The following is a 25,087-nucleotide window of genomic DNA, read 5'->3' on the forward strand; positions in this document are numbered from 1 at the left end:
GCCCTGGCTCCAGCACTACAACACTGAACGCATCCACACCGGCATCGGAACCACACCCATCATCCGGGTGTCACCAACCTGATGGCTCAGTACACCTAGGGCCGAAAGTCACGAACGCTTCGCGGCCGCACCGGGCCCGCGGCAGGCTCGGCGGCGGCCACCGCCGCACGCGGCCGCCGCCGCATGCGGCCGTGGGCACCGGTAGGATTTTCCGGCGGGCCCTTTGGTTCGCGGACACCCGGCGGATTGAAGCGGCAAGGACTGATCATGAAGAAGAAATCCACGCGGGCTGGCGCCAATGCCAGCGCCGCGGCCCCGCCTGCGGACGGCGCGGGCCACCAGCCGGAGCCGCGCTGGAGCGACCGCCCGTGGACCCGTTCCTACGGGCCCGGTGTGCCGGCGCGCCCGGCCCTCCCCAAGGGGTCGCTCGTGGACCTCGTGGACAACTCAGTGCGCCGCTACGGGTCCAAGACCGCCCTGGAATTCTTCGGCGCCCGCACGAGCTACCGCGAGCTGGGCACCCTGATCAGCCGGGCGGCCGCCGGCCTGCAGAAACTCGGAGTCAAAGCAGGTGACCGGGTGGCCCTGGTCATGCCGAACTGCCCGCAGCACATCGTTGCCTTCCATGCCGCCCTGCGCCTCGGCGCCGTCGTGGTCGAGCACAATCCCCTCTATACCGACCGGGAGCTGCGCCACCAGTTCGAGGACCACGGCGCCGTCGTCGCGATCGTCTGGGACAAGGCAGTGGAGCGGGTCCGCCAGCTGCCGGCCGACGTCAGGCTCCGCAGTATTGTCTCGGTGGAGCTGATCCCGGAGATGCCGCTGCTGCAGCGCCTGGCGCTGCGGCTTCCGGTCCCGGCGGCCCGCAAGGCCCGCGCCGCACTGTCCGGCGGCACGGGGCAGCGGAAGGGCGGGCCGGCTCCTGCCGCGCGGCCGGTGCTGCCCTGGCGCGAGCTCCTTCACGCCGGCGAACTCAAGAAGCGACATCCGCGTCCCGCGGCGCAGGACCTTGCCGTCCTCCAGTACACCTCCGGCACCACCGGCCAGCCCAAGGCCGCCATGCTCAGCCATGCCAATCTGCAGGCCAACGCCGCACAGGGCCGGGCCTGGGTGCCGGGACTCAAGGACGGCCGGGAAACCGTGTACGCCGTGCTGCCGATGTTCCACGCCTACGGACTGACGCTGTGCATGACCTTTGCCTTGAGCATCGGCGCGAAGCTGGTCCTGTTCCCCAAGTTCGACGTCGATCTGGTGCTGAAGGCGCTCAAAAAGTCACCGGCGACCTTCCTGCCGGCGGTGCCGCCGATCTACGACCGGATCGCCGCCGCGGCGGCGGAACGAGGGATCGGGCTGGAAAGCATCCGCTTCTCGATCTCCGGCGCCATGAACCTGCCGGCGGCGACGGTGGAGACCTGGGAGAAGGCGACCGGCGGCTACCTGATCGAGGGCTACGGTTTGACCGAAACGTCGCCCATCGCGATCGGCAACCCCTTCGGCCCCAGCCGCAAACCGGGAACAGTGGGAGTGCCGTTCCCGCTGACGGACATCCGGGTGGTGGACCCGAAGAACACCGCCCTGGACGTGGCACCAGGCGAGGAAGGCGAACTCCTCATCCGCGGCCCCCAGGTGTTCAGCGGCTACTGGAACCGGCCGGACGAAACGGAGGAGGCACTCCTCGACGGCGGCTGGTTCCGGACCGGCGACATCGTCTCGGTCGACAACGACTACTTCGTGACGATCCGGGACCGGATCAAGGAACTCATCATCACGGGAGGCTTCAACGTCTCCCCCAGTGAGGTGGAGGATGTTATCGCCACCTTCCCGGGCGTCTCAGACGTCTCCGTGGTCGGGCTGCCGCGCCCCGGGGGCGGCGAGGACGTAGTGGCCGCCGTCGTGCCGATCCCGGGAACCACCCTCGATCCTGACGCGCTCCTGGCTTTCGCCCGGAAACACCTGACCGCCTACAAGGTGCCGCGCCGGGTGGTGGTGCTGGATTCCCTGCCGCGCTCGCTGATCGGGAAGGTCCTCCGCCGGGAGATCCGGGACACGCTTGTGGCAGGGCGCTGAGGCGGCGGCCTATCCCTGCCGGCCGGCCGCCCGCGGATTGAGTGCCGCGATTGCCGTCGACAGGACAGTGGCGAAGCCGCACCACAGAGCGTAGGGGGCCAGGGACGCCCCGGCGCCGCGGTTGAGTCTGTACGTCCGCCGCACCAGGTCGGCGCTGCTGGCCGTCAGCACGGCGCACTCCGCCGCAGCCAGCCACGGCCGGCGGCTGCGCCAGAAGAGCCAACTCCACGCTGCGTTGAGGACGAGGTTCGCGGCCAGAGCACCCCGGTAGGAGCGGATCTCCTGCTCCGCGGTCTTGCCGCCGGGGACGTCTGGCACATCGTTGCTGTCCAGCGCGACGGCCGAACTCACGGCGAGGTCCGCGTAGAGCGCCGTCCAGACCACCGGGAAGGCGATGGCGGGCGGCTGCCAGTCCGGTTTGCGCAGCCGCCGGTACCAGGCACTCTCCGGATCCGTCGCCACTCCGCCGGCCGCCGCCGTCGCGGCGGTCGCAGCCGCCGTCCACACCACTGTCATCAGTTTCATCACTTCTCCTCGGTTTTCGTCGTTGACGCCGGCTCAGGGTGCAGGCGCTCGCCGATGAACTCGATGGTCCGGTCCAGCGCGGCCTTCGTCGGGTGGCCCGGGGTGTCTACCAGGTCCACTGTCAGGACGCAGTGCGCGGACCGGGCGATCCCGAACGGGTTGCCCGGCGAGGAGTCGATTTCGATGCTTTCGAAGCTCTCACCGAATTCGCGCCGCATGGTTGCGAAACGCGCCGCCGGACACCCCCGGTCATTGCTGAACCGCAGTCCCAGGATTCGAAGCCCCTGGCTGGTCCGGTCCTTCATCCGCGCCAGCTCCTCGTCATCCAGCCCGACGGCGGCCCTCCGCCGCGCGGTCAGGCCCGCCGGCAGCGCGGGCTGGCTCATGACCGGCGCCAGGACGGCGGGTTCGAGGGCCATGGCGAGGGCGAAGCTCCCGGTCATGCACATGCCGATCGCTCCGACGCCGGGACCGCCGCATTCCCGATGCGCCTGGGCGGCGAGGGCGCGCAGCCAACCCGTTGCCGGACTGCTCCGGTCCGCCAGCACGGCGAATTCGCGGGCAATGCACACTTTTGCGATGGACTTCGCGATGGCACGGCCGCCCGCTGCTTCGCCGGGCTTCCCGAACATGGAGGGAAGGTAGACGGTGTAGCCCCGCCCGATCAGCCGCCGGGCGAGGTCCAGCACCCCCGGATGGATCCCGGGAACTTCGTGGATCAGGACCACGGCCGGGCCCGCTCCCGCCCGGAAAACCTGGTGATGGATGCCTCCGTGACTGAAGGTCGACTCTGTGAAGCCCTCCAGCGTTTCCTGTTGCTCCGGCATGCAAGGCCCCCTTCGGTTCCGGGGCGGCACTGTCCGGTTCACTTCAGCCACCGCGCGTACCGCACATGCTACGGAACAGCGGGGCCGCCGTCGACGGCACTAATCCCTTGCGGCACTCCCGGCCACCTGATAGGCCTGTAATGGGCCTAAAGGTAGGGTGCTTGGTAGTAGAGACGCGCCGGCCTGAACAGGCGGTGGTTGCAGAAGGGAAGTTCACGTGACCCGCAAGAATCCCATGGTCGAGGATAACGACGAAAAGGACCTCGTGGTCGGCGACGGTCCAAAGGACTGGGCCGCCGGCATCCCGGGGGTGCTGCACTCCATGAAGCCCGCGATCGAACACATGGGCCTGAACCGCACCCGCAAGACCGTCCTAGCGATGAACCAGAAGGACGGTTTCGACTGTCCCAGCTGCGCGTGGCCGGACCCCAACCACCGCAAAGCCTTCGAGTTCTGCGAAAACGGCGCCAAGGCCGTCACGTGGGAAGCAACGCCGGTGGTCATCGCCCCGGAGTTCTGGGCGGAGCACTCCGTCAGCGAACTGCGGACCCGCTCCGAGTACTGGCTGGGGATGCAGGGCCGACTCACCGAACCGGTGCACAAACCGGCCGGCGAGGACCACTACAAGCCGGTGAGCTGGCCGGAGGCGATCCGGATCATCACGGACAAGCTCAAGAGCCTGGACTCGCCCGACGAGGCAGCCTTCTACACAAGCGGCCGCACCTCCAACGAGGCCGCCTTCCTGTACCAGCTGATGGTCCGCGGCTACGGCACCAACAACCTGCCGGACTGCTCCAACATGTGCCACGAGTCCTCGGGCTGGGCCATGGGCCAGACCATCGGCATCGGCAAGGCCACCGTCAATTTCGACGACTACGCCCACGCGGACCTCATCATCGTTATGGGCCAGAACCCGGGCACCAACCACCCGCGCATGCTGACCGAACTCGAAGCGTGCAAGGACAACGGCGGTGAAATTGTCGCCGTCAATCCCCTGCCGGAGGCCGGCCTGCGCCGGTACAAGAACCCGCAGAAGGTCAAGGGCATCATCGGCCGCGGCACGGAGATCGCCGACCAGTTCCTGCACATCCGGATCGGCGGCGACATGGCGCTGCTGCAGGCCCTCTCCAAGCGGGTGCTCGACGCCGAGGACCGCAACCCGGGCACCGTCCTGGACCACGCGTTCCTCGCCGAGCACTGCGAGGGGCTGGAGGAACTCAAGGAACACCTCAGCCTGCTGGACGAGGACGCCGTGCTGGCTGCGACGGGCCTGCGGACCGAGGAAATCGATGAACTCGCCGCCCGCTACCTGAAGGCCGAGAAAGTCATCATCACCTGGGCCATGGGCATCACGCAGCAGAAGAAGGGCGTGGCCACCATCAAGGAGATCATCAACCTGCTCCTGCTGCGCGGCAACATCGGCAAGCCGGGCGCCGGCGCCTCCCCCATCCGGGGCCACAGCAACGTCCAGGGCGACCGCACCATGGGCATCTGGGAGCAGATGCCGCAGTCCTTCATGGACTCCCTCGGCGAGGAGTTCGGCTTCGAACCGCCCCGCGAACACGGCGTGGACGCCGTGGAAACCATCAACAAAATGCGCGACGGCGGGATCCGGGCCTTCGTCGCACTCGGCGGCAACTTCGTCGGTGCCATCTCGGACACCAACGCCACCGAGGCGGCCATGCAGAACACCGAACTGTCGGTCCAGATCTCCACGAAACTCAACCGGTCCCACACCGTGACCGGCGCGGAAGCGCTTATCCTGCCCACGATGGGCCGCAGCGAGATCGATATCCAGGAGTCCGGCCCGCAGTTCGTCTCAGTGGAGGACACGGTCTGCGCCGTGCACCCCTCCTGGGGCCGGGTCGAACCGGTCTCGCACCACCTGCTCTCCGAGCCGGCCATCGTCAGCCGGCTCGGCAAAGCGCTGGTCGGAGACAAGATTAAGGCCGACTGGGACGGTTACGAGAAGAACTACGACCTGATCCGGGACCACATCTCGCGGGTCGTCGGCGGCTGCGAGAACTACAACGAGCGCATCCGGCAGACGGGCGGCTTCATCCTGGCGAACGGGCCCCGGGACTCCAGGACCTTCCCCACCCCCACAGGCAAAGCGGTGCTGACCGTGAATCACCTGGAGCACGTGGAGAAGCCGGAAGGGACGCTGATCCTGCAGAGCATGCGCTCCCATGACCAGTTCAACACCACCATCTACGGCCACAACGACCGGTACCGGGGCATCAAGAAGGGCCGCCACGTGGTGTTCGTCAATCCGGAGGACATCGCCGAACTGGGCCTGGCCGACGGGATGTTCGTGGACATCCGGGGCGAGTACAAGGACGGTGCTGAGCGTATGGTCCGCCACTTCCGCGTGGTTTCCTACCCCACGGCCCGCGGCTGCGCGGCCGCCTACTACCCGGAAGCCAACGTGCTGGTCCCGCTGAACCACACGGCCGAGGGCAGCAACACGCCCGTCTCCAAGGCCGTGATTGTCCGGCTGGAACCCAGCGCGGACCAGACCCCCGACGGTGCGGCTGCCGTGGCATCCGGCGCCGCCAGGATGCACTAGGGCACCGGCTCCCCCGCGCGCACTCCACGGGACATGCCCAGTCTTTGACGCGACCAATGGACAGAACACCAATATGTCCATCCACGCGCGCACAGGCAGGGCATGTCCTGTGTGGCCCAATTCCGGCTCCACGGGACATGCCCAGTCTTTGACGCGACCACTGGACAGAACACCAATATGTCCAGTCCGGCGCGCACAGAGAGGGCATGTCCTGAGTGGCCCAATTCCGGCTCCACGGGACATGCCCAGTCTTTGACGCGACCAATGGACAGAACACCAATATGTCCATCCACGCGCGCACAGGGAGGGCATGTCCCCCCGGGGCCGGCTCGCGGCCGGGGTTATTGGGCCCGCTTGGCCCAGCCCTTTTCGTCGGGGCCGCCGGACTCGCCATGCTCGCACAATTCGAGGACCTTGTTCGATGCGGCGTGCACGGCGTCCTGCGTGCTCTTCCGGCCCTCGGTGGACGCGGTTCCTGCGGCGTAGCCGACGATGAAGGCGCTGATGGCGTCCGCGTGCGGCCCGACGGATTTCAGTGACTCATCCGCGACCTGGACGATCTTCTCGTGGTCCACTTCGAGGTCAAGGATCTGCAGCGCCTGGATCAGGCGGGCGCTCCAGTGCCGCAGCGTGCTGTCTTCGTCCCGGGGCAAAGTCATTGTTACTCCTCTTCGTAGGGCGCGTCAGTCGATCGCGTACCCCCACAAGGGTTAGCACCGACACCTGCGTTCCGCAACGCGACACAGGCACACCGCGTAGCGAAAAATCCGCAGCGAAAAATCCGCAGCGAAAAATCCGCAGCGAAAAGTCCGCAGCGAAATGTCCGCGACAAAAGTCCGCGGCGAAAAGTCCACAGGGACAGTCCGACGCCGGAGCGGCCTTGTGGAGTTGCCTCAGCTCCACAGCGCGACGTGGAACTTCGACCCGCGGCGCTCCAGGCCCCGCGAGCCGCCGGGGGCCACCATCGCGGCCGTCGCATCCGCGGTCCCGGCGAAGCGCTGCAGCGTCCTGGCCAAGGTGGTGGTCCGGCGGTGGTCCAGTGTGCTGGCCCACCACAGGCCTGTGACCGGTGTCCCGACGACGGGCAGCCGCACCAGGACCCCGGCCTGGATGTCGGCCCGGACAATGTGGCCGAGCGCCAGCATGATGCCCTCCCCGGCCCGCACCGCCGCGAGGGCTTCCGTCTCGCTGCTGAGCCTGATGATCTCCGGCGCCACCCCCATGGACGCCAGCCAGCGTCCCTCCTCCGAGCTGTCCTGGATCCCCGCCGGTCCGGCAAACCACGGCCGGTCCAGCAGCCGGGCGACGGAGACGGGTCCATGCAGCGGAGCCAGCGGATGCGCCGCCGACGCCACCAGGGCGCGCTGGTAGCGCAGGAACGGAACACACTCCAGGCGCAGCTCCGTAACCGCGGTACCGGCCGGCGCCGTCGGCCGGGCACCGAGGGCAATGTCGTAGGCGCGTTCCTGCAGGAGCGAGCCCAGGTCCTCCGCGGATTCCACCACCACGTCCACAGACGCGCCGGGGACGCGCTTGGTGAAGAGGTCCAGCAGGCGGCCCGCCGCGTGTTCGGCAAAGGGAGCCGTCGAAACGATCTTCAGCCGTCCGGCGTCGTTCTGGGCGTTGGACACTTCCCAGCGGGCCTGGTCCGCCAGCCCCACGATGTCCTGGGCGTAGTCGGCCAGCGCCCGGCCGCCCGGGGTCAGCGCGATCCCGCCCCCGGCCCGGACGAACAGCGGATCGCCGAGGTCCTGCCGGAGTGCCGCCAGGGCCGAGGACACCGCCGGTTCGCTGACGCCGAGGGCCTCCGCGGCAGCGTGCAGCGAGCCCAGGCGGGCGACCAGGGCGAACGTGCGGAGCTGGCTCAATGTCATCGACACGGCGTCATAACCTTTCGCTTATGACGATATTGACACTCCGTATCAGGCGGGGCAAGACTGACCTCACACCGGTGTTGCGCGACGTTGCCAGCGCCCTGGAGTGAGGTAGGGACTATGCAGATTCCGGCTCCTTTCGACTATGTGCGCGCCACGTCCGTGGACAACGCACTCGAACTCCTCGCGCGCCACGGCCCGGAATCGAGGGTCGTCGCCGGGGGCCACAGCCTCCTGCCGATGATGAAGCTCCGGCTCTCCCGGCCCGAGTGGCTGATCGACATCAATGACCTCTACGAACTCGACTTCATCCTGCGCGACGGCGACAAACTGCGCATCGGCGCGCTGACCCGGCACACCACGCTGCTGGAGTCGGACGAAATCGCGGCGCTCTTCCCCATCGTCCGGGACGCGGAGGCCGTGATCGCGGATCCGATCGTACGGAACCGGGGAACCATCGGCGGCTCGCTCTGCCAGGCCGACCCGGCCGAGGACCTCTCCACGGTCTGCGACGTCCTCGGCGCGGAAGCCGTGATCCGCGGACCGGCCGGCGAGCGCATCCTGGCCATGGCGGACTTCCACCGCGGGCCCTATGAGACGGCGGTGGGCCAGGACGAACTGCTGTGTGAGCTCCGCTTTCCCGTCCGGCCCCGGTCCGGCAGCGCCTACGAGAAAGTCGAACGCCGCGTGGGCGACTGGGCCGTCGGCGCCGCCGGCGCGTCCGTGACCCTCGCGGAGGACGGCACCATCGCCGACGCCGCCGTCGGGCTCACGGCCCTCGGGCTCGACCACACGGTCGCCGGGGCCGCGGAGCTTCTCCGCGGCCGGCAACCCGGAGAGGAACTCTTCGCGGAGGCCGCACGGCTGGCCGCCGCAGCCAGCGACCCGGTGGCCGACCAGCGCGGCCCGATTGACTACAAACGGCATCTCGCCGACGAACTCACCCGGCGGGTCCTGCGACAGGCCTGTGCCCGCGCCGCCCAGACACAGGAAGGCTGAAGCGGATGCAGATCAGCATGACCGTCAACGGCAACGAAGTCACGTCCGACATTGAGCCCCGCGTGCTCCTGGTCCACTACATCCGCGAGGTCCTCGGCCTGACCGGCACCCACTGGGGATGTGACACCAGCAACTGCGGCACGTGCGTGGTCCTGATGGACGGCCAGCCGGTGAAGTCCTGCACGGTGCTCGCGGCCATGGCCGCGGGACACGACATCCGCACGGTGGAGGGGCTCGCCAGCGGCGGAACGCTGGATCCCGTCCAGCAGGGCTTCATGGAGGAACACGGGCTGCAGTGCGGCTTCTGCACCCCCGGCATGATGCTGACCGCCCGCGCCCTGCTCGACAAGAATCCGCACCCGGACACCACGGAGATCCGGCAGGCTATTTCTGGCCAGATCTGCCGGTGCACCGGCTACGCCACCATCGTCCGGTCGGTGCAGTGGGCCGCCGCCCACCCGGCCGGCGGCGACAGCGACGCCACGGCAGCCGACGTCATCGACGGCACGGACACCGTCATCGAGGACATCCCGGCGCAGACACAAGACACAGAGGTGAAGGCATGACCGTCATCCACGAACGCCCCGTCAACCCGGCGGCCGGCGACGAGAACCGCCCGATCGGCTACGGCCGGATCCAGCGGAAGGAAGACCCGCGGTTTGTCCGCGGCAAAGGCAACTACCTGGACGACATAGTCCTGCCCGGCATGCTGCACGGGGCCATCCTGCGCGCCCCGGTGGCGCACGCCCGGCTGGTCTCCATCGACACCACCAACGCCCTGGCCCACCCCAAGGTCCTCGCCGTCATCACCGGCAAGGACCTGCTCGGCCTCAAGCTCGCCTGGGCCCCCACCCTCTCCGCGGACGTCCAGGCCGTCCTCGTGACCGACAAGGTGCGCTTCCAGGGCCAGGAGGTCGCGTTCGTCGTGGCCGAGGACCGCTACGCGGCCCGCGACGCTTTGGAACTGATCGACGTCGAGTACGACGTCCTGCCCCCGGTCATCGACGCCCGGAAAGCCCTCGACGCCGATGCCCCCGTGATCCGCGACGAGATCGAGGGCAAGACGGACAACCACATCTTCGACTGGGAGATGGGCGACAAGGCCGAGACCGAGGCTGTCTTCGCGAGCGCCGACGTGGTCGTCTCCCAGGAGATGGTCTACCCGCGGGTGCACCCTGCCCCGATGGAGACCTGCGGCGCGATCGCCGACTTCGACGCCGTCGACGGCAAACTGACCCTGTACGAAACCACCCAGGCCCCGCACGCCCACCGCACCCTGTTCGCGATCGTCGCCGGGATCCCCGAGCACAAGATCCGCGTGGTGTCCCCGGACATCGGCGGCGGCTTCGGCAACAAGGTGGGCATCTACCCCGGCTACATCCTCGCCGTCGTCGGCTCGATCGTCACCGGCAAGCCGGTGAAATGGGTGGAGGACCGCTCGGAGAACCTGATGTCCACCTCCTTCGCCCGCGACTACATCATGCAGGGCGAGATCGCGGCCACCAAGGACGGCAAGATCCTCGCGGTGCGCACCAACGTCCTGGCCGACCACGGCGCGTTCAACGCCACCGCCCAGCCCACCAAGTACCCCGCCGGTTTCTTCTCCATCTTCACCGGCAGCTACGACATCAAGGCAGCCTACTGCTCCGTCACGGGCGTCTACACGAACAAGGCGCCAGGCGGCGTCGCGTACGCCTGCTCCTTCCGCGTCACCGAGGCCGTCTACCTCGTCGAACGGATGGTGGACATCCTGGCCCGCAAGCTCGAGATGGATCCGGCGGAACTGCGGCTGAAGAACTTCATCAAGCCCGAACAGTTCCCCTACGCCAACAAGACCGGCTGGGTGTACGACTCCGGCAACTACGAACCCGCCATGCGGCTCTCCATGCAGCTGGCCGGCTACGACGAGCTCCGCCGCGAGCAGCGGGAAAAGCGCGAGCGCGGCGAGCTGATGGGGATCGGCGTCTCGTTCTTCACGGAAACCGTGGGCGCGGGCCCGCGCAAGCACTTCGACATCGTGGGACTCGGCATGGCCGACGGCGCCGAACTGCGGGTCCATCCCACCGGCAAGGCCGTGGTCCGGCTCTCCGTGCAAAGCCAGGGGCAGGGGCACGAGACCACCTTTGCGCAGATCGTGGCCGAGGAGCTCGGCATCCCGCCGGAGGACATCGACGTCGTCCACGGCGACACCGACCAGACGCCGTTCGGCCTCGGCACGTACGGGAGCCGCTCGACGCCGGTGAGCGGCGGCGCCGTCGCCCTTGTGGCCCGCAAGGTGCGGGAGAAGGCGAAGCTGATCGCCGCGGCCATGCTGGAGACCCGGCCGGACGACCTTGAGTGGGAAAAGGGCCGCTGGTTCGTCAAGGGCGATCCCAGCGCCGGGAAGACCATCTCCGAAATCGCCATGGCTGCCCACGGCACCATGACCCTGCCCGAAGGGGTTGACGGCAACCTCGACGCCGAAGTCACCTACGACCCGCCAAACCTCACCTTCCCGTTCGGCGCCTACATCTGCGTGGTCGACGTCGATCCGGGCACCGGGCACGTGAAGGTGCGCCGCTTCATTGCGGTGGACGACTGCGGCACCCGGATCAACCCGATGATCATCGAGGGCCAGGTGCACGGCGGGCTGACCGACGGCGTCGGGATGGCCCTGATGGAGATCATCGAGTTCGACGCCGACGGCAACTGCCTGGGCGGGTCCTTTATGGACTACCTGATCCCCACCGCGATGGAAGTGCCGGACTGGGAGACGGGGTTCACCGTCACCCCGTCCCCGCACCACCCCATCGGCGCCAAGGGCATCGGCGAGTCCGCCACGGTGGGCTCACCGCCGGCGATCGTAAACGCCGTCGTCGACGCGCTGGCTCCCTACGGTGTGGTCCACATGGACATGCCCTGCACGCCGGCCCGGGTCTGGGCCGCCATGCAGGGCCGGGCGACGCCGCCGATCTGACATGACGTCGATGGCAGATTCCCTCGCGGCCCGGGCGAACGACCTCGCCTCCCGCCGTGAGCCGTTTGTGCACGCCACGGTGGTCCGCGCCCAGCACCCCACCAGCGCCCACGCCGGGGATACGGCCCTCGTAATGCCCGGCGGCGACATTCTGGGCTTCGTCGGCGGGAACTGCGTGGAGTCCTCGGTGCGGGAATACAGCCTGCAGGTCCTGGCGTCCCGGGAACCCCTGCTGCTGCGCGTGGTCCCCGGTGAACCGTCCCGCACCGCAGAGGAAGGCGCGGTGGAGGTGTCCAACCCCTGCCTGAGCGGCGGAGCCATCGAGATCTTCCTCCAGCCCCGCGTCCCCGCTCCCCGGGTGCTCGTGGTCGGCACCACCCCGGTGGCGCAGGCCCTGGAAACCCTCGGCGCCGGCGTGGGCCTCGCCGTGGAACTCATGGACGGGGAATCCGCCCGTCCGCAGGCCGGGGACGCGGCGCTGATTGTGGCTTCGCACGGCAAAGCCGAGGAAGCCGCGCTTGAGGCGGCCCTGCGCGCCGGGGTCCCGTATGTGGCGCTGGTGGCCAGCGGGACGCGGGGCGCTGCGGTGCTGGAGTCGCTCGACGTCGACCCGGCGCAGCGCTCGCGGGTCTTCACGCCGGCGGGGCTGCGGCTGGGCGCCCGCACCCCCGGCGAGATCGCGCTGTCGATCCTGGCGCAGCTCATCCAGGAACGGGCGACGTCCCGGCACACGGCCCCGGCGGCACTGTCCCCGGACCGGGCGGAGGCGGCTGCAGGGGCCGTTCCACCGACGGCAGTCGATCCCGTCTGCGGCATGACCGTCCCCGCCATGGAATCCTCACTGCAGATCGAGTACAACGGCGTCACCGTCTACTTCTGCTCCCCCGGCTGCCGCGCGGCCTTCCGCAAAGATCCGGAGCGTTATGCCCTCACCCCCTGAACACACCCCCGCACAGCACCGGACGGCAGGGCTGGTCCTCGCGGCCGGGGCCTCCCGCCGCCTGGGCCGGGCCAAGCAGTTGCTCCCCTACGGGCACGGGGCACTCCTCGACGCCGTGCTGGAGACCGCCCGGCACTGCGGCTTTGACCAGACGGTGCTGGCCCTGGGCGGCTCGGCCGCGGAAGTGCAGCGCACTGTCGACACCACAGGCTGCGACATCGTGCTCAATCCGGACTTCGGTGCCGGCTGCGCCTCCTCGATCGCCGCCGGCATCAAGACGCTCCACCCGGACACGGACGCCGTGGTCCTGCTGCTCGGTGACCAGCCCGGTGTCGTGGCCGTCAATGCGTGGGCACTGCTGGAGCTGCTTTTCACCGGAGAGCCGGCAACTTCCGGGCAAAGGGGCCAGGACTCCCCCGGCATCGCCGTCTGCCGTTACGCCGACGGCGTCGGCCACCCTATGGCGTTCACCCGGCGGATGTTCCCGGAGCTGTCCCGCCTGCACGGCGACAAGGCGGTCTGGAAACTGCTGGAGCAACGGGCGGACGACGTCGTCGAACTCGCCGTGCCGGGGGCGGTGCCCCTGGACGTGGACACGGAAGACGACTACCGGCGCGTCCTGGCCGTTCTGGCGGGGGCGCTATGAGCACACCGTCTCGCACCGGAGCGGAGGAGGACGTCCAGCGGCGGATCCCCGACGTCGCAACCCTCATCTCGGCGCTGGACGGCAGCGACTACCTGGCCGACGTCGGGTTGGCCACGGCGCTGTTCCTCGCCGTGCGGCTGCCGCAGCCCATCCTGCTCGAGGGCGAGGCCGGCGTGGGCAAGACCGAGGCGGCGAAGGCCCTGGCCGGGCTGTTGGACACGCCCCTGTACCGGTTGCAGTGCTACGAGGGGATCGACGCCGGTGAGGCCCTCTACGAGTGGAACCACCAGCGGCAGCTGCTCGGGATCCGGCTGGCCGAGGTCCGTGACGCCGCGGTCACCGAAACGGACCTCTTCGGCCCGGAATACCTGCTGCGCCGGCCGCTGCTGCAGGCGATCGAACATCCCGGTCCTCGCCCGGCCGTCCTTCTGCTGGATGAGATCGACCGCGCCGACGCCGAATTCGAAGCCTTCACCTTCGAACTGCTCGCCGAGGCCGCCGTCACCATCCCGGAACTGGGCACCATCCGGGCCACCCACCCCCCGATCGTCATCCTGACCTCCAACCGGACACGGGACCTGCACGACGCGCTGACCCGGCGCTGCCTGTACCACTGGATCGACTATCCCGGCCCGGAACGGATCGCAGAAATCGTCCGCCGCCGCGTGCCCGCCAGCAGCGGCCCATTGGCGCTGCAAGCCGCCGCGGTGATCACGAAGCTGCGCACCCTGGACCTCGCCAAGCCGCCGGGGATTTCAGAGGCGATCGACTGGGTGTCGGCGCTCGCCGTGCTGGGCATCGACCGCATCGACGCCGCAACGGCGGACCGGACCCTGGGCTCGATCGTCAAGAACCGCGACGACCTGGAACTGGTCGGCGCCCGCGGGGCTGACTGGCTCGTGGCCGGGACGGGCGGGTGAGCCCGGTGATGGCCGGGACCACACCGGACACGGCCGCCGCATTCCCCGTGGTGGAGGGAGCCGCCGTGGCTGCGGCGTTTGTCACCGCCCTGCGCCGGGCCGGGCTGTCATGCTCCCCGGACCGGGCGGTCCGGCTGGCCGAGGCCCTCCGCCTGGTCCCGCCGTCCGACGTCGAATCGCTCTATTGGGCGTCCCGCGTCGTGCTGGTGGCCTCGCGTGAGCAACTCCCGGTGTTCGACGCCGTCTTCGCCGCGGTATTCCGCGGCGGCTTCGACCCGTCCGCCCCGGCCCGCAAAGCCGCGGCACCGGCCGCGTCCCCGGCTGCCCTCCCCGAGGAAGCACGCACCCGTCCTTCCCCGGCCGAGGACCGCGCCCCTGGACGCGCGCCGGCCCACCTGCCCACTGCACCGGCCATTGCCTCCGCCGGACCGGACAGCGCCGGGGACCGCAACGTCCCCGAACGGGAAGCCGTGCTGGCCATGGCCTCCACCGAGGAGCGGCTGCATGGGATGAACTTCGCCCGGCTGACCGAGGCGGAAGTGCTGGAGATCCGGCGGCTGGCGTCCCGGCTGCTGCTCGCCACGCCCACGCGCCTGAGCCGACGCACCCGCAAGTCAGCCCACAGCAGCGCCCGCCTGGATGTCCGCGCCACCGTCCGCGCCGCCCGGCGCTCGGGGAGCGACACCACCCGACTGTTGTATGCCCGGCGCAGGGAGCAGCGCCGCAAGCTGGTGATGCTGTGCGATGTTTCCGGTTCCATGGAACCGTATGCGCGCATCTTCGTCTCCCTTCTGCAAGGGGCAGTGGCGACGGCCGGTGCCGAGGCCTTCGTCTTTTCCACCCGGCTGACACGCCTCACCCGGCAACTGGCGCTGCGCGACCCGGACGAGGCCCTGGCCCGCGCCGCAGTGGCCGCGCCGGACTGGGCCGGCGGGACCCGGATCGGTGACAGCATCCGGCATTTCCTCGACGAGTACGGCCGCCGCGGGCTAGCCCGGGGCGCGGTAGTGGTGATCTTCTCCGACGGCTGGGCGCAGGAGGACCCCGACCAGGTGGCGGTCCAGATGGCGCGGCTGCGGCGCCTGGCGCACCGGATCATCTGGGTCAATCCCCGTAAGGCGGCCTCGGGCTACCGGCCGCTGGCCGGTGGCATGGCAGCGGCCCTGCCCTACTGCGACGCGTTCGTCAGCGGACACAGCTACACGGCTTTGGCGGAAGTGGCGGCCGCAATCCGCGGCGACGGCCGGACATCACTCAAGGGAAGAGGGACCCAATGCAGATAAACAGCGAATTCTCGGTCGTCGCGCCGATCGACACGGTCTGGGAAACCATCATGGACTTTGAACGCGTGGCCGGCTGCGTCCCCGGCGCCCGGATCCTGAACAAGCTTTCGGACGACGCCTACCAGGTGGGCATGACCGTGAAGCTCGGCCCGGTCAACATGCAATACAAGGGGCTGCTCAACGTCATCGAACGGAACGCCGCCGAACACCGCGCCGTGCTGGGCGGCAAGGCCCAGGAAACCCGCGGCCAGGGCACGGCCGAGGCCACGGTGACCCTGCTCCTGGCGGAAGTGGCCGGCGGCACCACCCGCGGCACTGTCAGCGCCGATCTGTCGCTGTCCGGCAAGGCCGCCGCGATGGGAAAGGGTGTGATCGGCAGCGTGACGGAACAGATGATGGGCCTGTTCGCCGGCAACCTGCAGGCCATGATTGCGGCTCCCGGCGAAGCCGGAGAACCAGCGGAAGCCGGAGAACAAGCGGCAGCCGGGGCGCCCGCGCCCGGGCTGGACGCGGAGGCTGAAGCGGCAGCCGCTGCGGCGAAGGTTTCCGCAGCGACGGCCCCCGCCCCGGCGGCGGAACTTCCGGGCGTGCCGCCGGGTGCCGTTCCCGCGGCACCCTCACGGGCATCCGCGCCCTTACCGGTGCCCGCCCCCGCTGGCAGCCTGGACGCGCTCAGCCTCGCGAAGGGGATCGCGGCGGAGCAGCTGTCCAGCCCGGGGAAGGTTCTGGCCCTCGTGGCGGTGGTGGCGTGCGTCTCGTACTGGGCGGGCCGGTGTTCCGCGTTCCGGCTGATCCGGGCGATCGGGAGGCTGAAGACCGACCGTGCGTGATGTCCTGGCAGCCATGATGCCCGGCTGGCGGAAAGGTGACACCGCCGGCCTGGCCACCGTCGTGAGCACGTTCAAATCGGCCCCGCGGCTCCCCGGCGCGTCCATGCTCGTGACTGCCGACGGCGAAGCGGTCGGCTCGGTCTCCGGCGGCTGCGTCGAGGGCGCCGTGTACGAGCTGGCCACGCAGGTCAAGGCCGACGGCACGCCCGTCCTGGTGCGGTACGGAATCAGCGACGACGACGCGTTCGCCGTCGGCCTGACCTGCGGCGGGATCATCGACATCTTCGTCGAGCCAGTGTCGCGGCACAGCTTCGCCGAACTCGACGCCGTCAGGGCGGACATCGCCGGCGAGCGCCGCGTCGGCATCGCCACGGTGATCGAGCACCCCGACAGCAGTTGGTTGGGCCGGCACCTGATCGTGCGGCCGGACGGCTTCGAGGGCGACCTCGGTTCCGAGCGGGCCAACCATGCAGTGGGCGATGACACCCAAGGGTTGCTGGCCGCCGGCCGCTCCGGCATCCTGAGCTACGGACCAGATGGGGAGCGTCTGGACGCCGGGATGCGCGTCTTTTTCGCAAGCTACGCCCCGCCGCCGCGAATGCTGGTCTTTGGCGCGATCGACTTTGCCTCGGCGCTGGCCCGGCTGGGCACCTTCCTGGGCTACCGCGTCACGGTGTGTGACGCCCGGGCAGTTTTCGCGACGCCCGCGCGCTTTCCCGATGCCGCCGAGGTAGTCAACGCCTGGCCGCACCGCTACCTTGCAGAGCAGCTGGAACAGGGCCTGGTGGATGAGCGCACGGTGATATGCGTCCTCACCCACGATCCGAAGTTCGATATTCCGCTGCTGGAGGTAGCCCTGCGCGGCCGGCCGGTCGCCTTCATCGGTGCCATGGGTTCGCGCCGGACGCATGCGGACCGGATCGCCAGGCTGCGCGAGGCCGGCCTGGGCGCCGAGGAGCTTGCCCGACTGCACAGCCCGGTGGGCCTGGACCTCGGCGCCCGGACCCCCGAGGAGACAGCCGTGTCCATCGCAGCGGAGTTCATCGCGAAGCAGTGGAGCGGGAGTGGGGAACCCCTCCGGCGGCTCGGCGAGCGCATCCACCACGACGAGCAGCATTGACGGGGCACCGTGTTCGGAAGCGAGTTCCTGCGCTGGGGGCTGACGGCTCTGTTGCTGGCAGCGTCTCTCTATGCGGTGTTCCGCGCCGGCCGCCCGTCGCCTCCCGCCACCCGGGTGGGGTTTGGGCTCCATGCCGGGATGATGTTCGCCATGGTGCTGATGGTCGTTCCCGGACTCCAGTGGCCCGCACTCCCCCAGATCCTGCTCTTCGGCCTCGCCGCGTGGTGGTTCGTCCTCCGGGCCGTCGCCTGGCGGCCGGCGCCTGCAGGGATGCATGCGCCCGCCGCCAGTCCGGGGCGCGGCCGCGCGGAACGAGCCGGCCGCGGCAGCCTGCTGTACGACGCGCTGACCATGGCCGCCATGGCCTACATGCTGGTGGCCATGGACCTACACGGCGCCTATGGAACGCTGGCGGTTTCTGATGCCGCAGGCATCCCTGACCAGGCGCCGCACCACGCTGGCCCCGCGGTGGCGCTGTCCCTGCCGGGTGCCCTTCCCGTGGCGGAGCAAGGCTGGGTGAGCCAGTCCGCCGTCGTCCTGGCGCTCGCCTTCGGGCTTGCGGGAGCCGTGTGGTGCCTGCTCCTGTTTCGGCGGCTCAGCACCCCCGGCCGTCCCCGCAGCGGGGAAGCGCTCCTGGAACTCGCGGGCTCGGCGTCCATTGCCGTTATGTTCGCGGCGCTCGCGGCATGACGCCGGCACGGGCTGCATCCGGATAATCAGCTGCCGACAGTTGCCGCCACGGGAGAGAGCAACTCCCGGTAGCGCGCGGCGTGCGCCGCCAGCTCCTCGGCCGACACCTGGCGCGCGGAATGCAGAACCAGGGGTTCTGCCATGTTCAGCCCGCAGAGGTGCGCGGTGGCTTCCAGGGGCCGCAACAGCTCGGTCATGGTGAAGCGGTTGTGCCCCTCGGCCGTGTATGACGATTCCGGGCCGCCGGTGGAGGTGACCAGCTGCAGCCGCTTACCGTGCAAAGCGTCCCCGCCGGCCCCGTAGGCGAACCCGTAGGTAAGGACCTGGTCCATCCATTCCTTCAGTACCCCGGGAACGGAGTACCAGTGCCAGGGGAACTGCAACACGATGGTGTCGTGCTCGCGCAGGAGCTTCTGTTCCCGGCCGGCGTCGACGCGCCGGTCCGGGTAAGCGGATGGGAGGTCACGAATGGTCACGCCGTCGAGGTCCCTGACGGCGTCGGTGAGTTGTGCCGTAATCCGGGACGCCGCCAAGTCTGGATGGGCAACGATGACGAGGGTGCGGTGTGGAGTCATGGATGGATTGTGCTTCTTTCAGAATCGGATCCGAGGCCGACCAGGGCCATGCTGACCTGCCAAAGACGGTCAGCATCGGACTGGCTGTAACTGCGTTTTGATGATCTCTTGGGCTTGCTGTTGGCAAAGTACTGGCCAGTGAGGTTTTCCAGCTCCGGAGCCGAGGCGAGATGGATGGACGTCAGGGCACCCTGCTCCGGAGTTTTCATCCACCGCTGGACCAGCGGCGTCAGGAACGCCTGCACTGAACCGGGGTCCTCGGCTCCGAACGCCGTCGCCACAACTCCTGGGTGCAGCGCGTTGGCGGTGACCCGGGTGCCGGAGAGCCGGGAGGCCAGTGCGTAGGTGAACAGGACATTCGCCAGTTTCGACTGGTTGTACGCCCGCTGTCCGGAGTAGGACCGCTCGGCCTGCAGGTCCGCAAAGTCCATGCGGCCCATGGCCTGGGCTCCGGAGGAGACTGTCACCACCCGGGCCGGTCCGCTCTCTTTCAACCGCTCGAGGAGGAGGTTGGTCAGCAGGAACGGCGCGAGGTGGTTCAGGGCGAAAGTGTGCTCGAGCCCGTCGGCCGTGAGGCGCCGGGTGTTCCAGAACCCACCCACGTTATTGACGAGCACGTCGAGCCGGTCCAGAGTTTGCAGCACGTCGCCAGCCAGGCGGCGCACCTCCTGTTGGGAGGAGAGGTCTGCGATGAACACGTCGACCGGGGCCGAGGCAACAGCGCGGATTTCCTCCGCCGCCCTGGCGGCCCGGGCGGCATCACGTCCGGTGACGGCAACACGGGCACCCCTGGCGGCCAGTCCCAGCGCTGTGGCCTTGCCGATCCCGCCGGTGCCTCCGGTGATCAGGACGGTTTTTCCTGCCATTGATTGCATTCGGGTCTCGCTCTCGGTGCTCGTTCGCCGGACACACTTCCGTCAGCGGACTTAGACAGATTTGTCCGGGTCGGGCACGAAGCTACCAGACAGAACTGTCTGTGCACAAGCGTCGGTGACTGCCGGCTGGACGCGCCGCGCCGCGCCGCCCGCCGTCGGGCGTAAGCTCGTGCCATGGCGAGATACTTCGATGTTCACCCCGAGAACCCACAGGCACGGTCCATCACCCAGGCGGTGGAAATCGTCCGTTCCGGCGGGCTGATCGCCTATCCCACTGATTCCTGCTACGCGCTCGGCGCGCAGCTGGGCAACAAGGATGCTCTGGACCGGATCAGGACCATCCGCCACCTCGACAACAAACATCACTTCACGCTGGTCTGCAAGGACTTCGCCCAGCTGGGCCAGTTCGTGCAGATCGACAATGACGTGTTCCGCAGCATCAAGGCCGTCACACCGGGAAGCTACACGTTCATCCTGCCAGCCACCAAGGAGGTCCCAAAGCGGCTGCTGCACCCGAAGAAAAAGACGGTGGGCGTTCGGATCCCGGACAACAAAGTGGTGCAGGCATTGCTGGCTGAACTGGGCGAGCCGCTGCTCTCCAGCACGCTGCTGCTGCCGGATGAGGAAGAACCGCTGACGCAGGGCTGGGAAATCAAGGAACGGCTGGAGCACGTGGTGGACGCAGTCGTCGACTCCGGCGACTGCGGCGCGGAGCCGACCACTGTCATTGACTACTCCAGCGGCACGGCGGAAGTCGTCCGGCGCGGCATGGGCGACCCGTCGCGCTTCGAATAACCCCGCCGGGGGAACCTACGCGGAAGCGGTCCCGGCCGAACCGGCGTCGCCCGACGCCCGGTTCCGGAGCAAGCGGCGCGACAGATCCACTACGGCGACAAGCCCTGCGAGGGGCGTGAGCACGGCCGCGACGTAGACGAAGAGCAACCAGCTGAGCGTCGTCAGCAGCGTCTGGTGGTTGCTCAGCAGGGAGAGCCCGCCGAGGAGCCCGATGCCCCAAAACAAGACCACGCCGGCCAATACCGCTGCCGCGGGGAAGTACTCGCTCGAGACAGTGGTTTTCACGGTGCTCTGCAAAATCATCAAGGTTTTCATGGACCCTCCTCATGCCTGGCGGTGGAGAGAATCCGCCGGGGTCATTCCAAGTATGGGGCCCGCCGCAACCGGATTTTCGTCGAATGCCCGCGACGTGACGAAGCTAACGAACGTCGCTGCGAATTCCTTCGCCGAGCCTGCCCTGAACCGCCGGGCGGTGGAACTGCGGCTCCACATCGCGCCCATCGTCCTGGGTGCGGGCGAGCGGCTGCTGGGACGGCGTCGCGAACCAGCTTGAACCTGAAAATCTGATTTCCCCTTGTCAGAGGGCGTGAAATGCCGGGCCGGCGGCACGGGAAACGGGGATCCTGCGCATACGATCTTGTGATGCCTCGCCTTACCGCTCCGGACGTCAGATACCACTCCTCCTGGCTGGAAGGATCCGCTGAATTTTCCGGCGCCCGCAGGGACGGCGGGGGCGCGGAGGACTGGCCGCTGGAAGAACTCAGGGATGCCCTGACATTCCACCGGTTTGTGGAGGCGCTTGCTATGGATGCATTGCCGGAGAGCCCGCGGAAGCCGGGATACGTGCCCTGCACCTACCTGTGGATCGTGGAGGGTGACACGTTCCTTGGCTCACTGGCGATCAGGCACGAGCTGAACGAATTCCTCCTCAACGAGGGTGGGCACATCGGCTACAGCATCAGGCCTTCCGCGAGACGCCGCGGCCACGCGGCTGCCGCGCTGGCCGACGCCCTGCCGGTAGCGCGAAACCTGGGAATTCCCCGGGTTCTGCTCACCTGCGATGACAACAACACCGGCTCCCGGGCGACCATCGAAAAGAACGGCGGCGTATACGAGGACACCCGCAACGGCAAACGACGCTACTGGATCGATACCGCCTAACCGGTCACCCGTTGATGACGGTGCGGTTCCCGTGTGCTTCTTGCACGGTCAGGGTCATCGTCCTGCACGACCCGGAGTGGACAGCCACCCTCTTCCGCACTCCATATGAGCCCACCTGATCCCGGCCGCTGGTACCTGTCCGCCTCAGCGTCCTGGGCGGTCGGCAGTCCGCAGAGTCTGCCGGTAACCTGCGGAGGAGCTTTTGTACGCATGGCCCCCGAGGACGCAGGACGATGGCCGCAGTGACGCCGATGTCGGCGGATGGGCGCACTCGTTCCGGCGGGCCCCGGGGGCACGCGTTCCAGCGCTCAGATTGCTTCCGGCTATTTCTCGAGCGCGGGGATTCCGAGCCGGGCGCAGACTTCGGCTGGGCCGGGGATGACGGCGACGGTGTTGTCGACGACGCACGGGGTCAGGAATGGAACGTAGTGTCCCAATGCCAGGTTGTCCGGTCCGGGGTAGAGGGGATTGCCATTCTGGTCCATGTTCGCGTCCTCAGGGACGATACGGTCGCCCCTGGGACCTTGGGGAGGCGACACGAAACCGTCCGGGATGAGGTCATCGGTTTCTCCGCTTTGGTTCATTGTCCCGATATCCCACGCTTTGCTGCATTGGTTGATGGGGTCGTTGATCTGTTTCATTCCGGCGTTCCTATCGTCCGGGTTTGGGTTGTTCTCCGTGTCGAAACCTGCGATGAAAGTCCCGGTGGTGATGTAAGGAGGCCTTGTCTCCCCGGGCGAGCCGATGACGGGCATTCTGGTGGTGATGTCGGCGTGGTAGTAGCAGCGGATGTCCCGTTTATCCTCCACTGGTGCCAATGACACGTAGACGCCGGCGGCGGTGGTGCCGGCCAGTGCCAGCCCGGCGAAGGTCAGCATTGCGGGTTTGCGCCACTGGGGGGTCGGCTTGGGCGTCCGGCGGGCCTCCTGGACGAGGAGGTTCTGGACGCGGTTTTTGGTGTCTTTCGGGTAGGTCACTTCAGACAGGTTCATGAGAGCCTCGCTTCAACGATCGTCGTGTCGAGTTGTTCCTTGGGCTCCAGGTCCCGGTTCGTGGCAGCCAGCTTGGCCCGTGCGCGATGCAGTCTCGATTTCACTGTCCCGATTCGGACGCCGAGGGTCTTGGCGGCCTCTTCCTGACCAACTCCGTTCATCAGGCACAGAATCACGACGTCACGTTCCCCATCGTTCAAGCCCGCGGTCGTGTCAAGCAATTCGCGGACGGCACGTTCTGCGTCGAGCCTCGAGGCGACTGCCTCCGCATGGTCTGCTGCAGGTTGGCCGTGCCGGGGATCGGAGTGCGGCAGCCTGGCCAGGAAGTCGGCGTGCCTCCTCGATCCCCTGGCACGATTGCGGTTCGCGTTCGTTGCCACTCCTAGCAGCCACGGCAGGACAGTGTCCCTCTCCGGCCTGAGTTTGTTCCGCTGCCGCCACGCCTCCAAAAAGGTGATCGAGACGAGTTCCTCCGCGTCGTGCCAGGAACCGCACCGGGACAGGCAGTACCGAAAGACCGCATCGGCGTGCCTGTCGAACAGGACCCCGAAGGCATCAGCATCGCCTGCAATGCACTTACGCCACAGGTCTTCGTCGGTGTCCCCCATTAGCCTCATGCCTTGTAGTGTCCGCAGGACCCGAAAAGGTTCCCGCTCCGCCAAAATACTTTTCGCCGTCGGCCAGACTTCGAGTCCCTCCCCTGCCCAGCGCTGAGAGTCAAAGCTACGGCAGTCGGCACATTAAGGACGGGAGGCGGAAGCTGCGCCGCAGCGCGGATCTGATCCTCCGTCAGATGCAACATGTTGAGGCATCTCGGCAACTTGCGGATTTGCTTTAGAACGAATAGGTCTCCGAAGGGAACGGAGATTTCCGGAAGGGAACCCTCGGTGGCTCATCGGTGCTTTTGTCAGCCAGCGGGGCGCTGGTCGGAATGGATCGTCACAGTGCCTGCGCCGCAGCTAAGTACAAGCGCTTCCCCGGAAGTTTCGAGGCGGCAGTTCTCGCTGCTGATGGTCCGCGGGCCGGAGAGCTCTGGCGCTTCCCCGGACCACCTGTAGTGGAAGGCATCGAATTCCGAGTAGATATGAACTACATCGCCATCAAATTCATCCTGGGTGACGATGATCGAGCGCCCGTCCGGGGCTACTTCACGGACGGTAGTTCCGAAGCAGAGGATCAACGAGACCAGCAGAAAAAGCCCAACGAACGGGGCTGCGGCAATGCCGGCAACGGCTGTCGCCCACCCTGTGAGCACTCGAAGCCAGCGGAGGGAGACCCGGCGAATCAGCGACGGAACCAGGAGAAGTAGCCCGGCGCAGCCGACTAAGCCGCCGACCAGGTAGGTCAGGCCAACTACGGCATCCCCGTCAATCCCCCAGAAGAAAATGAGCCGCTGACCATCGGGAGCCAACGGATGTGCCGAGAAGTAGAAGGTCACCCACGTGTAGATGGCGGCAGTAAGAATGAGCAGGGCTGAACCCCAGATCTCGCTACGTCTCATGTTGCGTTGTCCCCAAATCGGCCCGCCCTGGGCGCATGCTAGCCCAGAGCACAGTAAGGGTTGGGGCTGAATTCTGCGCCGATCCACGTTCCGCCAGCGTCTTTGCACCTTTGGATCACAGGGTTAGGGTCACGCATCCCCTGGCAGGTGGCGAGCCCCACCAGCAGCAGTGCAGTGACAAGAATCCAAACCAGGCGCCTCTGGCTCTCACTCTTGGTCCGGTTTTCCCCCATTGTCATAACCGGAGTCTAGCGTCGGACACACCGGGCCCAACTCAGAAGCAACCAGCCCCCTTCAGCCGCAACTTTCCTCCATGAGACGCGGGAGAGTCCTGAGGAGTCCGCGGTGACAGTGGACCCGGACGGCAGTCCGAGGAACCTCATGCAACGCCAGATGGCGCCAACCATGCGTTAGGCGTAATGCGGCAAAGAATGCCCAATGTCGGCGTCCGGAGCTACACTGAAGTATCGAACATATATTCGAATATGGGTGTAGCGAGGGTGTGTTGTGGGCGTAATCATCGGGCCCCGCGTGATAGACGCGGGCACTTCTCTACTTTCGGTCCTTATCTCGCCGGTGCCGGTTGCCGCCGGCTACCCTTCTCCGGCGCAGGACTACTTTGACGGCCGCATCGACCTCAACGAACACCTCATCAAGGACATCACCAGCACCTACGTCGTCAGGGTGTCCGGGGACTCCATGGAGCGTGCCGGGATCAGCGACGGCGACGAGCTGATCGTGAACCGCGCCCTCGAGCCGCGCGACGGCTGCGTCGTCGTCGCGGTCCTCGATGGCGAGCTCACAGTCAAGAGACTGCGCATCACGGCGTCCGGCGTCGTGCTGCAGGCCGACAACCCGCGGTACCCGGACATCAGGGTGCCGGCACTGTCGGACCTGGTCATCTGGGGCGTCGCGACCCGTTGCCTGCACCATGTCTAGGGC

26 protein-coding genes are annotated in these 25,087 nt (G+C 67.9%); 16 read left to right on the plus strand and 10 right to left on the minus strand.

The annotated features are described in order from the left end of the window. Positions 1-267: 267 nt before the first annotated feature. Positions 268-2,067, plus strand: a complete 1,800-nt coding sequence (locus tag ASE96_RS04785; RefSeq protein WP_082492585.1) for a long-chain-fatty-acid--CoA ligase — start codon at positions 268-270, stop codon at positions 2,065-2,067. 9 nt (positions 2,068-2,076) lie between these two features. Here ASE96_RS04785 and ASE96_RS04790 read toward each other — a convergent pair whose 3' ends face one another. After that, positions 2,077-2,592 carry a TspO/MBR family protein gene (locus tag ASE96_RS04790; RefSeq protein WP_056426884.1) on the minus strand — a complete coding sequence of 172 codons (516 nt, stop codon included), beginning with the start codon at positions 2,590-2,592 and terminating at the stop codon, positions 2,077-2,079. Continuing rightward, positions 2,592-3,419 carry a dienelactone hydrolase family protein gene (locus ASE96_RS04795; RefSeq protein ID WP_056426887.1) on the minus strand — a complete coding sequence of 276 codons (828 nt, stop codon included), beginning with the start codon at positions 3,417-3,419 and terminating at the stop codon, positions 2,592-2,594. The genes ASE96_RS04790 and ASE96_RS04795 overlap by 1 nt, the downstream gene beginning before the upstream one ends. A gap of 217 nt (positions 3,420-3,636) precedes the next feature. Between ASE96_RS04795 and ASE96_RS04800 the strand changes: the two genes are divergently transcribed. Next, complete coding sequence (locus tag ASE96_RS04800; protein ID WP_056426890.1) at positions 3,637-5,988, plus strand: FdhF/YdeP family oxidoreductase; 2,352 nt, start codon at positions 3,637-3,639, stop codon at positions 5,986-5,988. Positions 5,989-6,329: 341 nt separating this feature from the next. On the opposite strand, the gene ASE96_RS04805 is transcribed toward ASE96_RS04800, so the two are convergent. Next, positions 6,330-6,647: a DUF6457 domain-containing protein gene (locus tag ASE96_RS04805; RefSeq protein ID WP_056426893.1), complete on the minus strand. Its 318-nt coding sequence runs from the start codon at positions 6,645-6,647 to the stop codon at positions 6,330-6,332. A gap of 234 nt (positions 6,648-6,881) precedes the next feature. Then, positions 6,882-7,862, minus strand: a complete 981-nt coding sequence (locus ASE96_RS04810) for a LysR family transcriptional regulator (RefSeq protein ID WP_056426898.1) — start codon at positions 7,860-7,862, stop codon at positions 6,882-6,884. A gap of 120 nt (positions 7,863-7,982) precedes the next feature. Here ASE96_RS04810 and ASE96_RS04815 point away from each other — a divergent pair, with 120 nt between their 5' ends. Genes ASE96_RS04815 through ASE96_RS04860 form a run of 10 tightly spaced genes read left to right on the plus strand, consistent with a single transcriptional unit; the run spans position 7,983 to position 18,246 of the window. After that, a complete protein-coding gene (locus ASE96_RS04815) occupies positions 7,983-8,861 on the plus strand; it encodes an FAD binding domain-containing protein (RefSeq protein ID WP_056426901.1) in 879 nt (292 codons plus the stop codon). Between the two features lie 5 nt (positions 8,862-8,866). Further along, positions 8,867-9,427, plus strand: coding sequence for a (2Fe-2S)-binding protein (locus ASE96_RS04820; protein ID WP_056426903.1), 561 nt, complete (start codon positions 8,867-8,869; stop codon positions 9,425-9,427). Next, a complete protein-coding gene (locus ASE96_RS04825) occupies positions 9,424-11,817 on the plus strand; it encodes an aerobic carbon-monoxide dehydrogenase large subunit (protein WP_056426906.1) in 2,394 nt (797 codons plus the stop codon). Before ASE96_RS04820 ends, ASE96_RS04825 begins: the two co-directional genes overlap by 4 nt. A 10-nt stretch (positions 11,818-11,827) precedes the next feature. Continuing rightward, the gene (locus tag ASE96_RS04830; protein WP_235500126.1) at positions 11,828-12,757 is read left to right on the plus strand and encodes an XdhC family protein; all 930 of its coding nucleotides are present in this window, start codon (positions 11,828-11,830) and stop codon (positions 12,755-12,757) included. Continuing rightward, positions 12,741-13,403 carry a nucleotidyltransferase family protein gene (locus ASE96_RS04835; protein ID WP_056426910.1) on the plus strand — a complete coding sequence of 221 codons (663 nt, stop codon included), beginning with the start codon at positions 12,741-12,743 and terminating at the stop codon, positions 13,401-13,403. Before ASE96_RS04830 ends, ASE96_RS04835 begins: the two co-directional genes overlap by 17 nt. Then, positions 13,400-14,323 (plus strand): AAA family ATPase, encoded by a 924-nt coding sequence (locus tag ASE96_RS04840; protein ID WP_056426913.1) that lies wholly within the window; start codon positions 13,400-13,402, stop codon positions 14,321-14,323. Before ASE96_RS04835 ends, ASE96_RS04840 begins: the two co-directional genes overlap by 4 nt. Next, the gene (locus ASE96_RS04845; RefSeq protein WP_235500127.1) at positions 14,320-15,606 is read left to right on the plus strand and encodes a vWA domain-containing protein; all 1,287 of its coding nucleotides are present in this window, start codon (positions 14,320-14,322) and stop codon (positions 15,604-15,606) included. The genes ASE96_RS04840 and ASE96_RS04845 overlap by 4 nt, the downstream gene beginning before the upstream one ends. Then, positions 15,597-16,436 carry an SRPBCC family protein gene (locus ASE96_RS04850; RefSeq protein WP_056426918.1) on the plus strand — a complete coding sequence of 280 codons (840 nt, stop codon included), beginning with the start codon at positions 15,597-15,599 and terminating at the stop codon, positions 16,434-16,436. The genes ASE96_RS04845 and ASE96_RS04850 overlap by 10 nt, the downstream gene beginning before the upstream one ends. Then, complete coding sequence (locus ASE96_RS04855; protein ID WP_056426921.1) at positions 16,429-17,556, plus strand: XdhC family protein; 1,128 nt, start codon at positions 16,429-16,431, stop codon at positions 17,554-17,556. The genes ASE96_RS04850 and ASE96_RS04855 overlap by 8 nt, the downstream gene beginning before the upstream one ends. Positions 17,557-17,565: 9 nt before the next feature. Further along, on the plus strand, positions 17,566-18,246 hold the full coding sequence (locus ASE96_RS04860) for a DUF5134 domain-containing protein (protein WP_056426924.1): 681 nt from the start codon (positions 17,566-17,568) through the stop codon (positions 18,244-18,246). A 26-nt stretch (positions 18,247-18,272) separates the two neighbouring features. Here the strand turns inward: ASE96_RS04860 and ASE96_RS04865 are convergent, their stop codons facing one another. After that, the gene (locus ASE96_RS04865; protein WP_056426927.1) at positions 18,273-18,821 is read right to left on the minus strand and encodes an NAD(P)H-dependent oxidoreductase; all 549 of its coding nucleotides are present in this window, start codon (positions 18,819-18,821) and stop codon (positions 18,273-18,275) included. Continuing rightward, positions 18,818-19,687, minus strand: a complete 870-nt coding sequence (locus ASE96_RS04870) for an SDR family NAD(P)-dependent oxidoreductase (protein ID WP_056426928.1) — start codon at positions 19,685-19,687, stop codon at positions 18,818-18,820. Before ASE96_RS04870 ends, ASE96_RS04865 begins: the two co-directional genes overlap by 4 nt. A 183-nt stretch (positions 19,688-19,870) precedes the next feature. Between ASE96_RS04870 and ASE96_RS04875 the strand changes: the two genes are divergently transcribed. Beyond that, positions 19,871-20,491: an L-threonylcarbamoyladenylate synthase gene (locus tag ASE96_RS04875; RefSeq protein WP_056426929.1), complete on the plus strand. Its 621-nt coding sequence runs from the start codon at positions 19,871-19,873 to the stop codon at positions 20,489-20,491. A gap of 15 nt (positions 20,492-20,506) precedes the next feature. Here ASE96_RS04875 and ASE96_RS04880 read toward each other — a convergent pair whose 3' ends face one another. Next, a complete protein-coding gene (locus ASE96_RS04880) occupies positions 20,507-20,806 on the minus strand; it encodes a hypothetical protein (protein WP_235500128.1) in 300 nt (99 codons plus the stop codon). Positions 20,807-20,900: 94 nt separating this feature from the next. Here ASE96_RS04880 and ASE96_RS04885 point away from each other — a divergent pair, with 94 nt between their 5' ends. Beyond that, positions 20,901-21,044: a hypothetical protein gene (locus ASE96_RS04885; RefSeq protein WP_156367511.1), complete on the plus strand. Its 144-nt coding sequence runs from the start codon at positions 20,901-20,903 to the stop codon at positions 21,042-21,044. A gap of 89 nt (positions 21,045-21,133) precedes the next feature. Next, entirely contained in the window at positions 21,134-21,652 is a 519-nt protein-coding gene (locus ASE96_RS04890) for a GNAT family N-acetyltransferase (RefSeq protein WP_056426934.1), read from the plus strand. Positions 21,653-21,975: 323 nt separating this feature from the next. Here the strand turns inward: ASE96_RS04890 and ASE96_RS04895 are convergent, their stop codons facing one another. The 3 genes from ASE96_RS04895 to ASE96_RS04905 all read right to left on the minus strand — a co-directional run bounded on the left by ASE96_RS04895 (position 21,976) and on the right by ASE96_RS04905 (position 24,082). Next, a complete protein-coding gene (locus tag ASE96_RS04895; RefSeq protein WP_056426936.1) occupies positions 21,976-22,644 on the minus strand; it encodes a hypothetical protein in 669 nt (222 codons plus the stop codon). Further along, positions 22,641-23,252, minus strand: a complete 612-nt coding sequence (locus tag ASE96_RS04900; RefSeq protein WP_162238813.1) for an RNA polymerase sigma factor — start codon at positions 23,250-23,252, stop codon at positions 22,641-22,643. The genes ASE96_RS04895 and ASE96_RS04900 overlap by 4 nt, the downstream gene beginning before the upstream one ends. Before the next feature lie 299 nt (positions 23,253-23,551). Beyond that, the gene (locus ASE96_RS04905) at positions 23,552-24,082 is read right to left on the minus strand and encodes a hypothetical protein (protein ID WP_156367513.1); all 531 of its coding nucleotides are present in this window, start codon (positions 24,080-24,082) and stop codon (positions 23,552-23,554) included. 570 nt (positions 24,083-24,652) lie between these two features. Here ASE96_RS04905 and ASE96_RS04910 point away from each other — a divergent pair. Next, a complete protein-coding gene (locus ASE96_RS04910) occupies positions 24,653-25,084 on the plus strand; it encodes a LexA family protein (protein ID WP_056426942.1) in 432 nt (143 codons plus the stop codon). Positions 25,085-25,087 lie beyond the last annotated feature (3 nt).

Source organism: Arthrobacter sp. Leaf69, assembly GCF_001422645.1.
In the GTDB taxonomy this organism is placed as follows: Bacteria; Actinomycetota; Actinomycetes; order Actinomycetales; family Micrococcaceae; genus Arthrobacter.

Excerpts from the sequence above, each read along its gene's own strand:
- ASE96_RS04840 (WP_056426913.1), top strand. The coding sequence starts at position 13,400 with ATGAGCACACCGTCTCGCACCGGAGCGGAGGAGGACGTCCAGCGGCGG.
- ASE96_RS04875 (WP_056426929.1), top strand. The coding sequence starts at position 19,871 with ATGGCGAGATACTTCGATGTTCACCCCGAGAACCCACAGGCACGGTCC.
- ASE96_RS04870 (WP_056426928.1), bottom strand. The coding sequence starts at position 19,687 with ATGGCAGGAAAAACCGTCCTGATCACCGGAGGCACCGGCGGGATCGGC.
- ASE96_RS04865 (WP_056426927.1), bottom strand. The coding sequence starts at position 18,821 with ATGACTCCACACCGCACCCTCGTCATCGTTGCCCATCCAGACTTGGCG.
- ASE96_RS04805 (WP_056426893.1), bottom strand. The coding sequence starts at position 6,647 with ATGACTTTGCCCCGGGACGAAGACAGCACGCTGCGGCACTGGAGCGCC.
- ASE96_RS04795 (WP_056426887.1), bottom strand. The coding sequence starts at position 3,419 with ATGCCGGAGCAACAGGAAACGCTGGAGGGCTTCACAGAGTCGACCTTC.
- ASE96_RS04790 (WP_056426884.1), bottom strand. The coding sequence starts at position 2,592 with ATGAAACTGATGACAGTGGTGTGGACGGCGGCTGCGACCGCCGCGACG.
- ASE96_RS04900 (WP_162238813.1), bottom strand. The coding sequence starts at position 23,252 with ATGGGGGACACCGACGAAGACCTGTGGCGTAAGTGCATTGCAGGCGAT.
- ASE96_RS04825 (WP_056426906.1), top strand. The coding sequence starts at position 9,424 with ATGACCGTCATCCACGAACGCCCCGTCAACCCGGCGGCCGGCGACGAG.
- ASE96_RS04785 (WP_082492585.1), top strand. The coding sequence starts at position 268 with ATGAAGAAGAAATCCACGCGGGCTGGCGCCAATGCCAGCGCCGCGGCC.
- ASE96_RS04815 (WP_056426901.1), top strand. The coding sequence starts at position 7,983 with ATGCAGATTCCGGCTCCTTTCGACTATGTGCGCGCCACGTCCGTGGAC.
- ASE96_RS04835 (WP_056426910.1), top strand. The coding sequence starts at position 12,741 with ATGCCCTCACCCCCTGAACACACCCCCGCACAGCACCGGACGGCAGGG.
- ASE96_RS04890 (WP_056426934.1), top strand. The coding sequence starts at position 21,134 with ATGCCTCGCCTTACCGCTCCGGACGTCAGATACCACTCCTCCTGGCTG.
- ASE96_RS04830 (WP_235500126.1), top strand. The coding sequence starts at position 11,828 with ATGGCAGATTCCCTCGCGGCCCGGGCGAACGACCTCGCCTCCCGCCGT.
- ASE96_RS04820 (WP_056426903.1), top strand. The coding sequence starts at position 8,867 with ATGCAGATCAGCATGACCGTCAACGGCAACGAAGTCACGTCCGACATT.
- ASE96_RS04850 (WP_056426918.1), top strand. The coding sequence starts at position 15,597 with ATGCAGATAAACAGCGAATTCTCGGTCGTCGCGCCGATCGACACGGTC.
- ASE96_RS04895 (WP_056426936.1), bottom strand. The coding sequence starts at position 22,644 with ATGAACCTGTCTGAAGTGACCTACCCGAAAGACACCAAAAACCGCGTC.
- ASE96_RS04880 (WP_235500128.1), bottom strand. The coding sequence starts at position 20,806 with ATGAAAACCTTGATGATTTTGCAGAGCACCGTGAAAACCACTGTCTCG.
- ASE96_RS04810 (WP_056426898.1), bottom strand. The coding sequence starts at position 7,862 with ATGACATTGAGCCAGCTCCGCACGTTCGCCCTGGTCGCCCGCCTGGGC.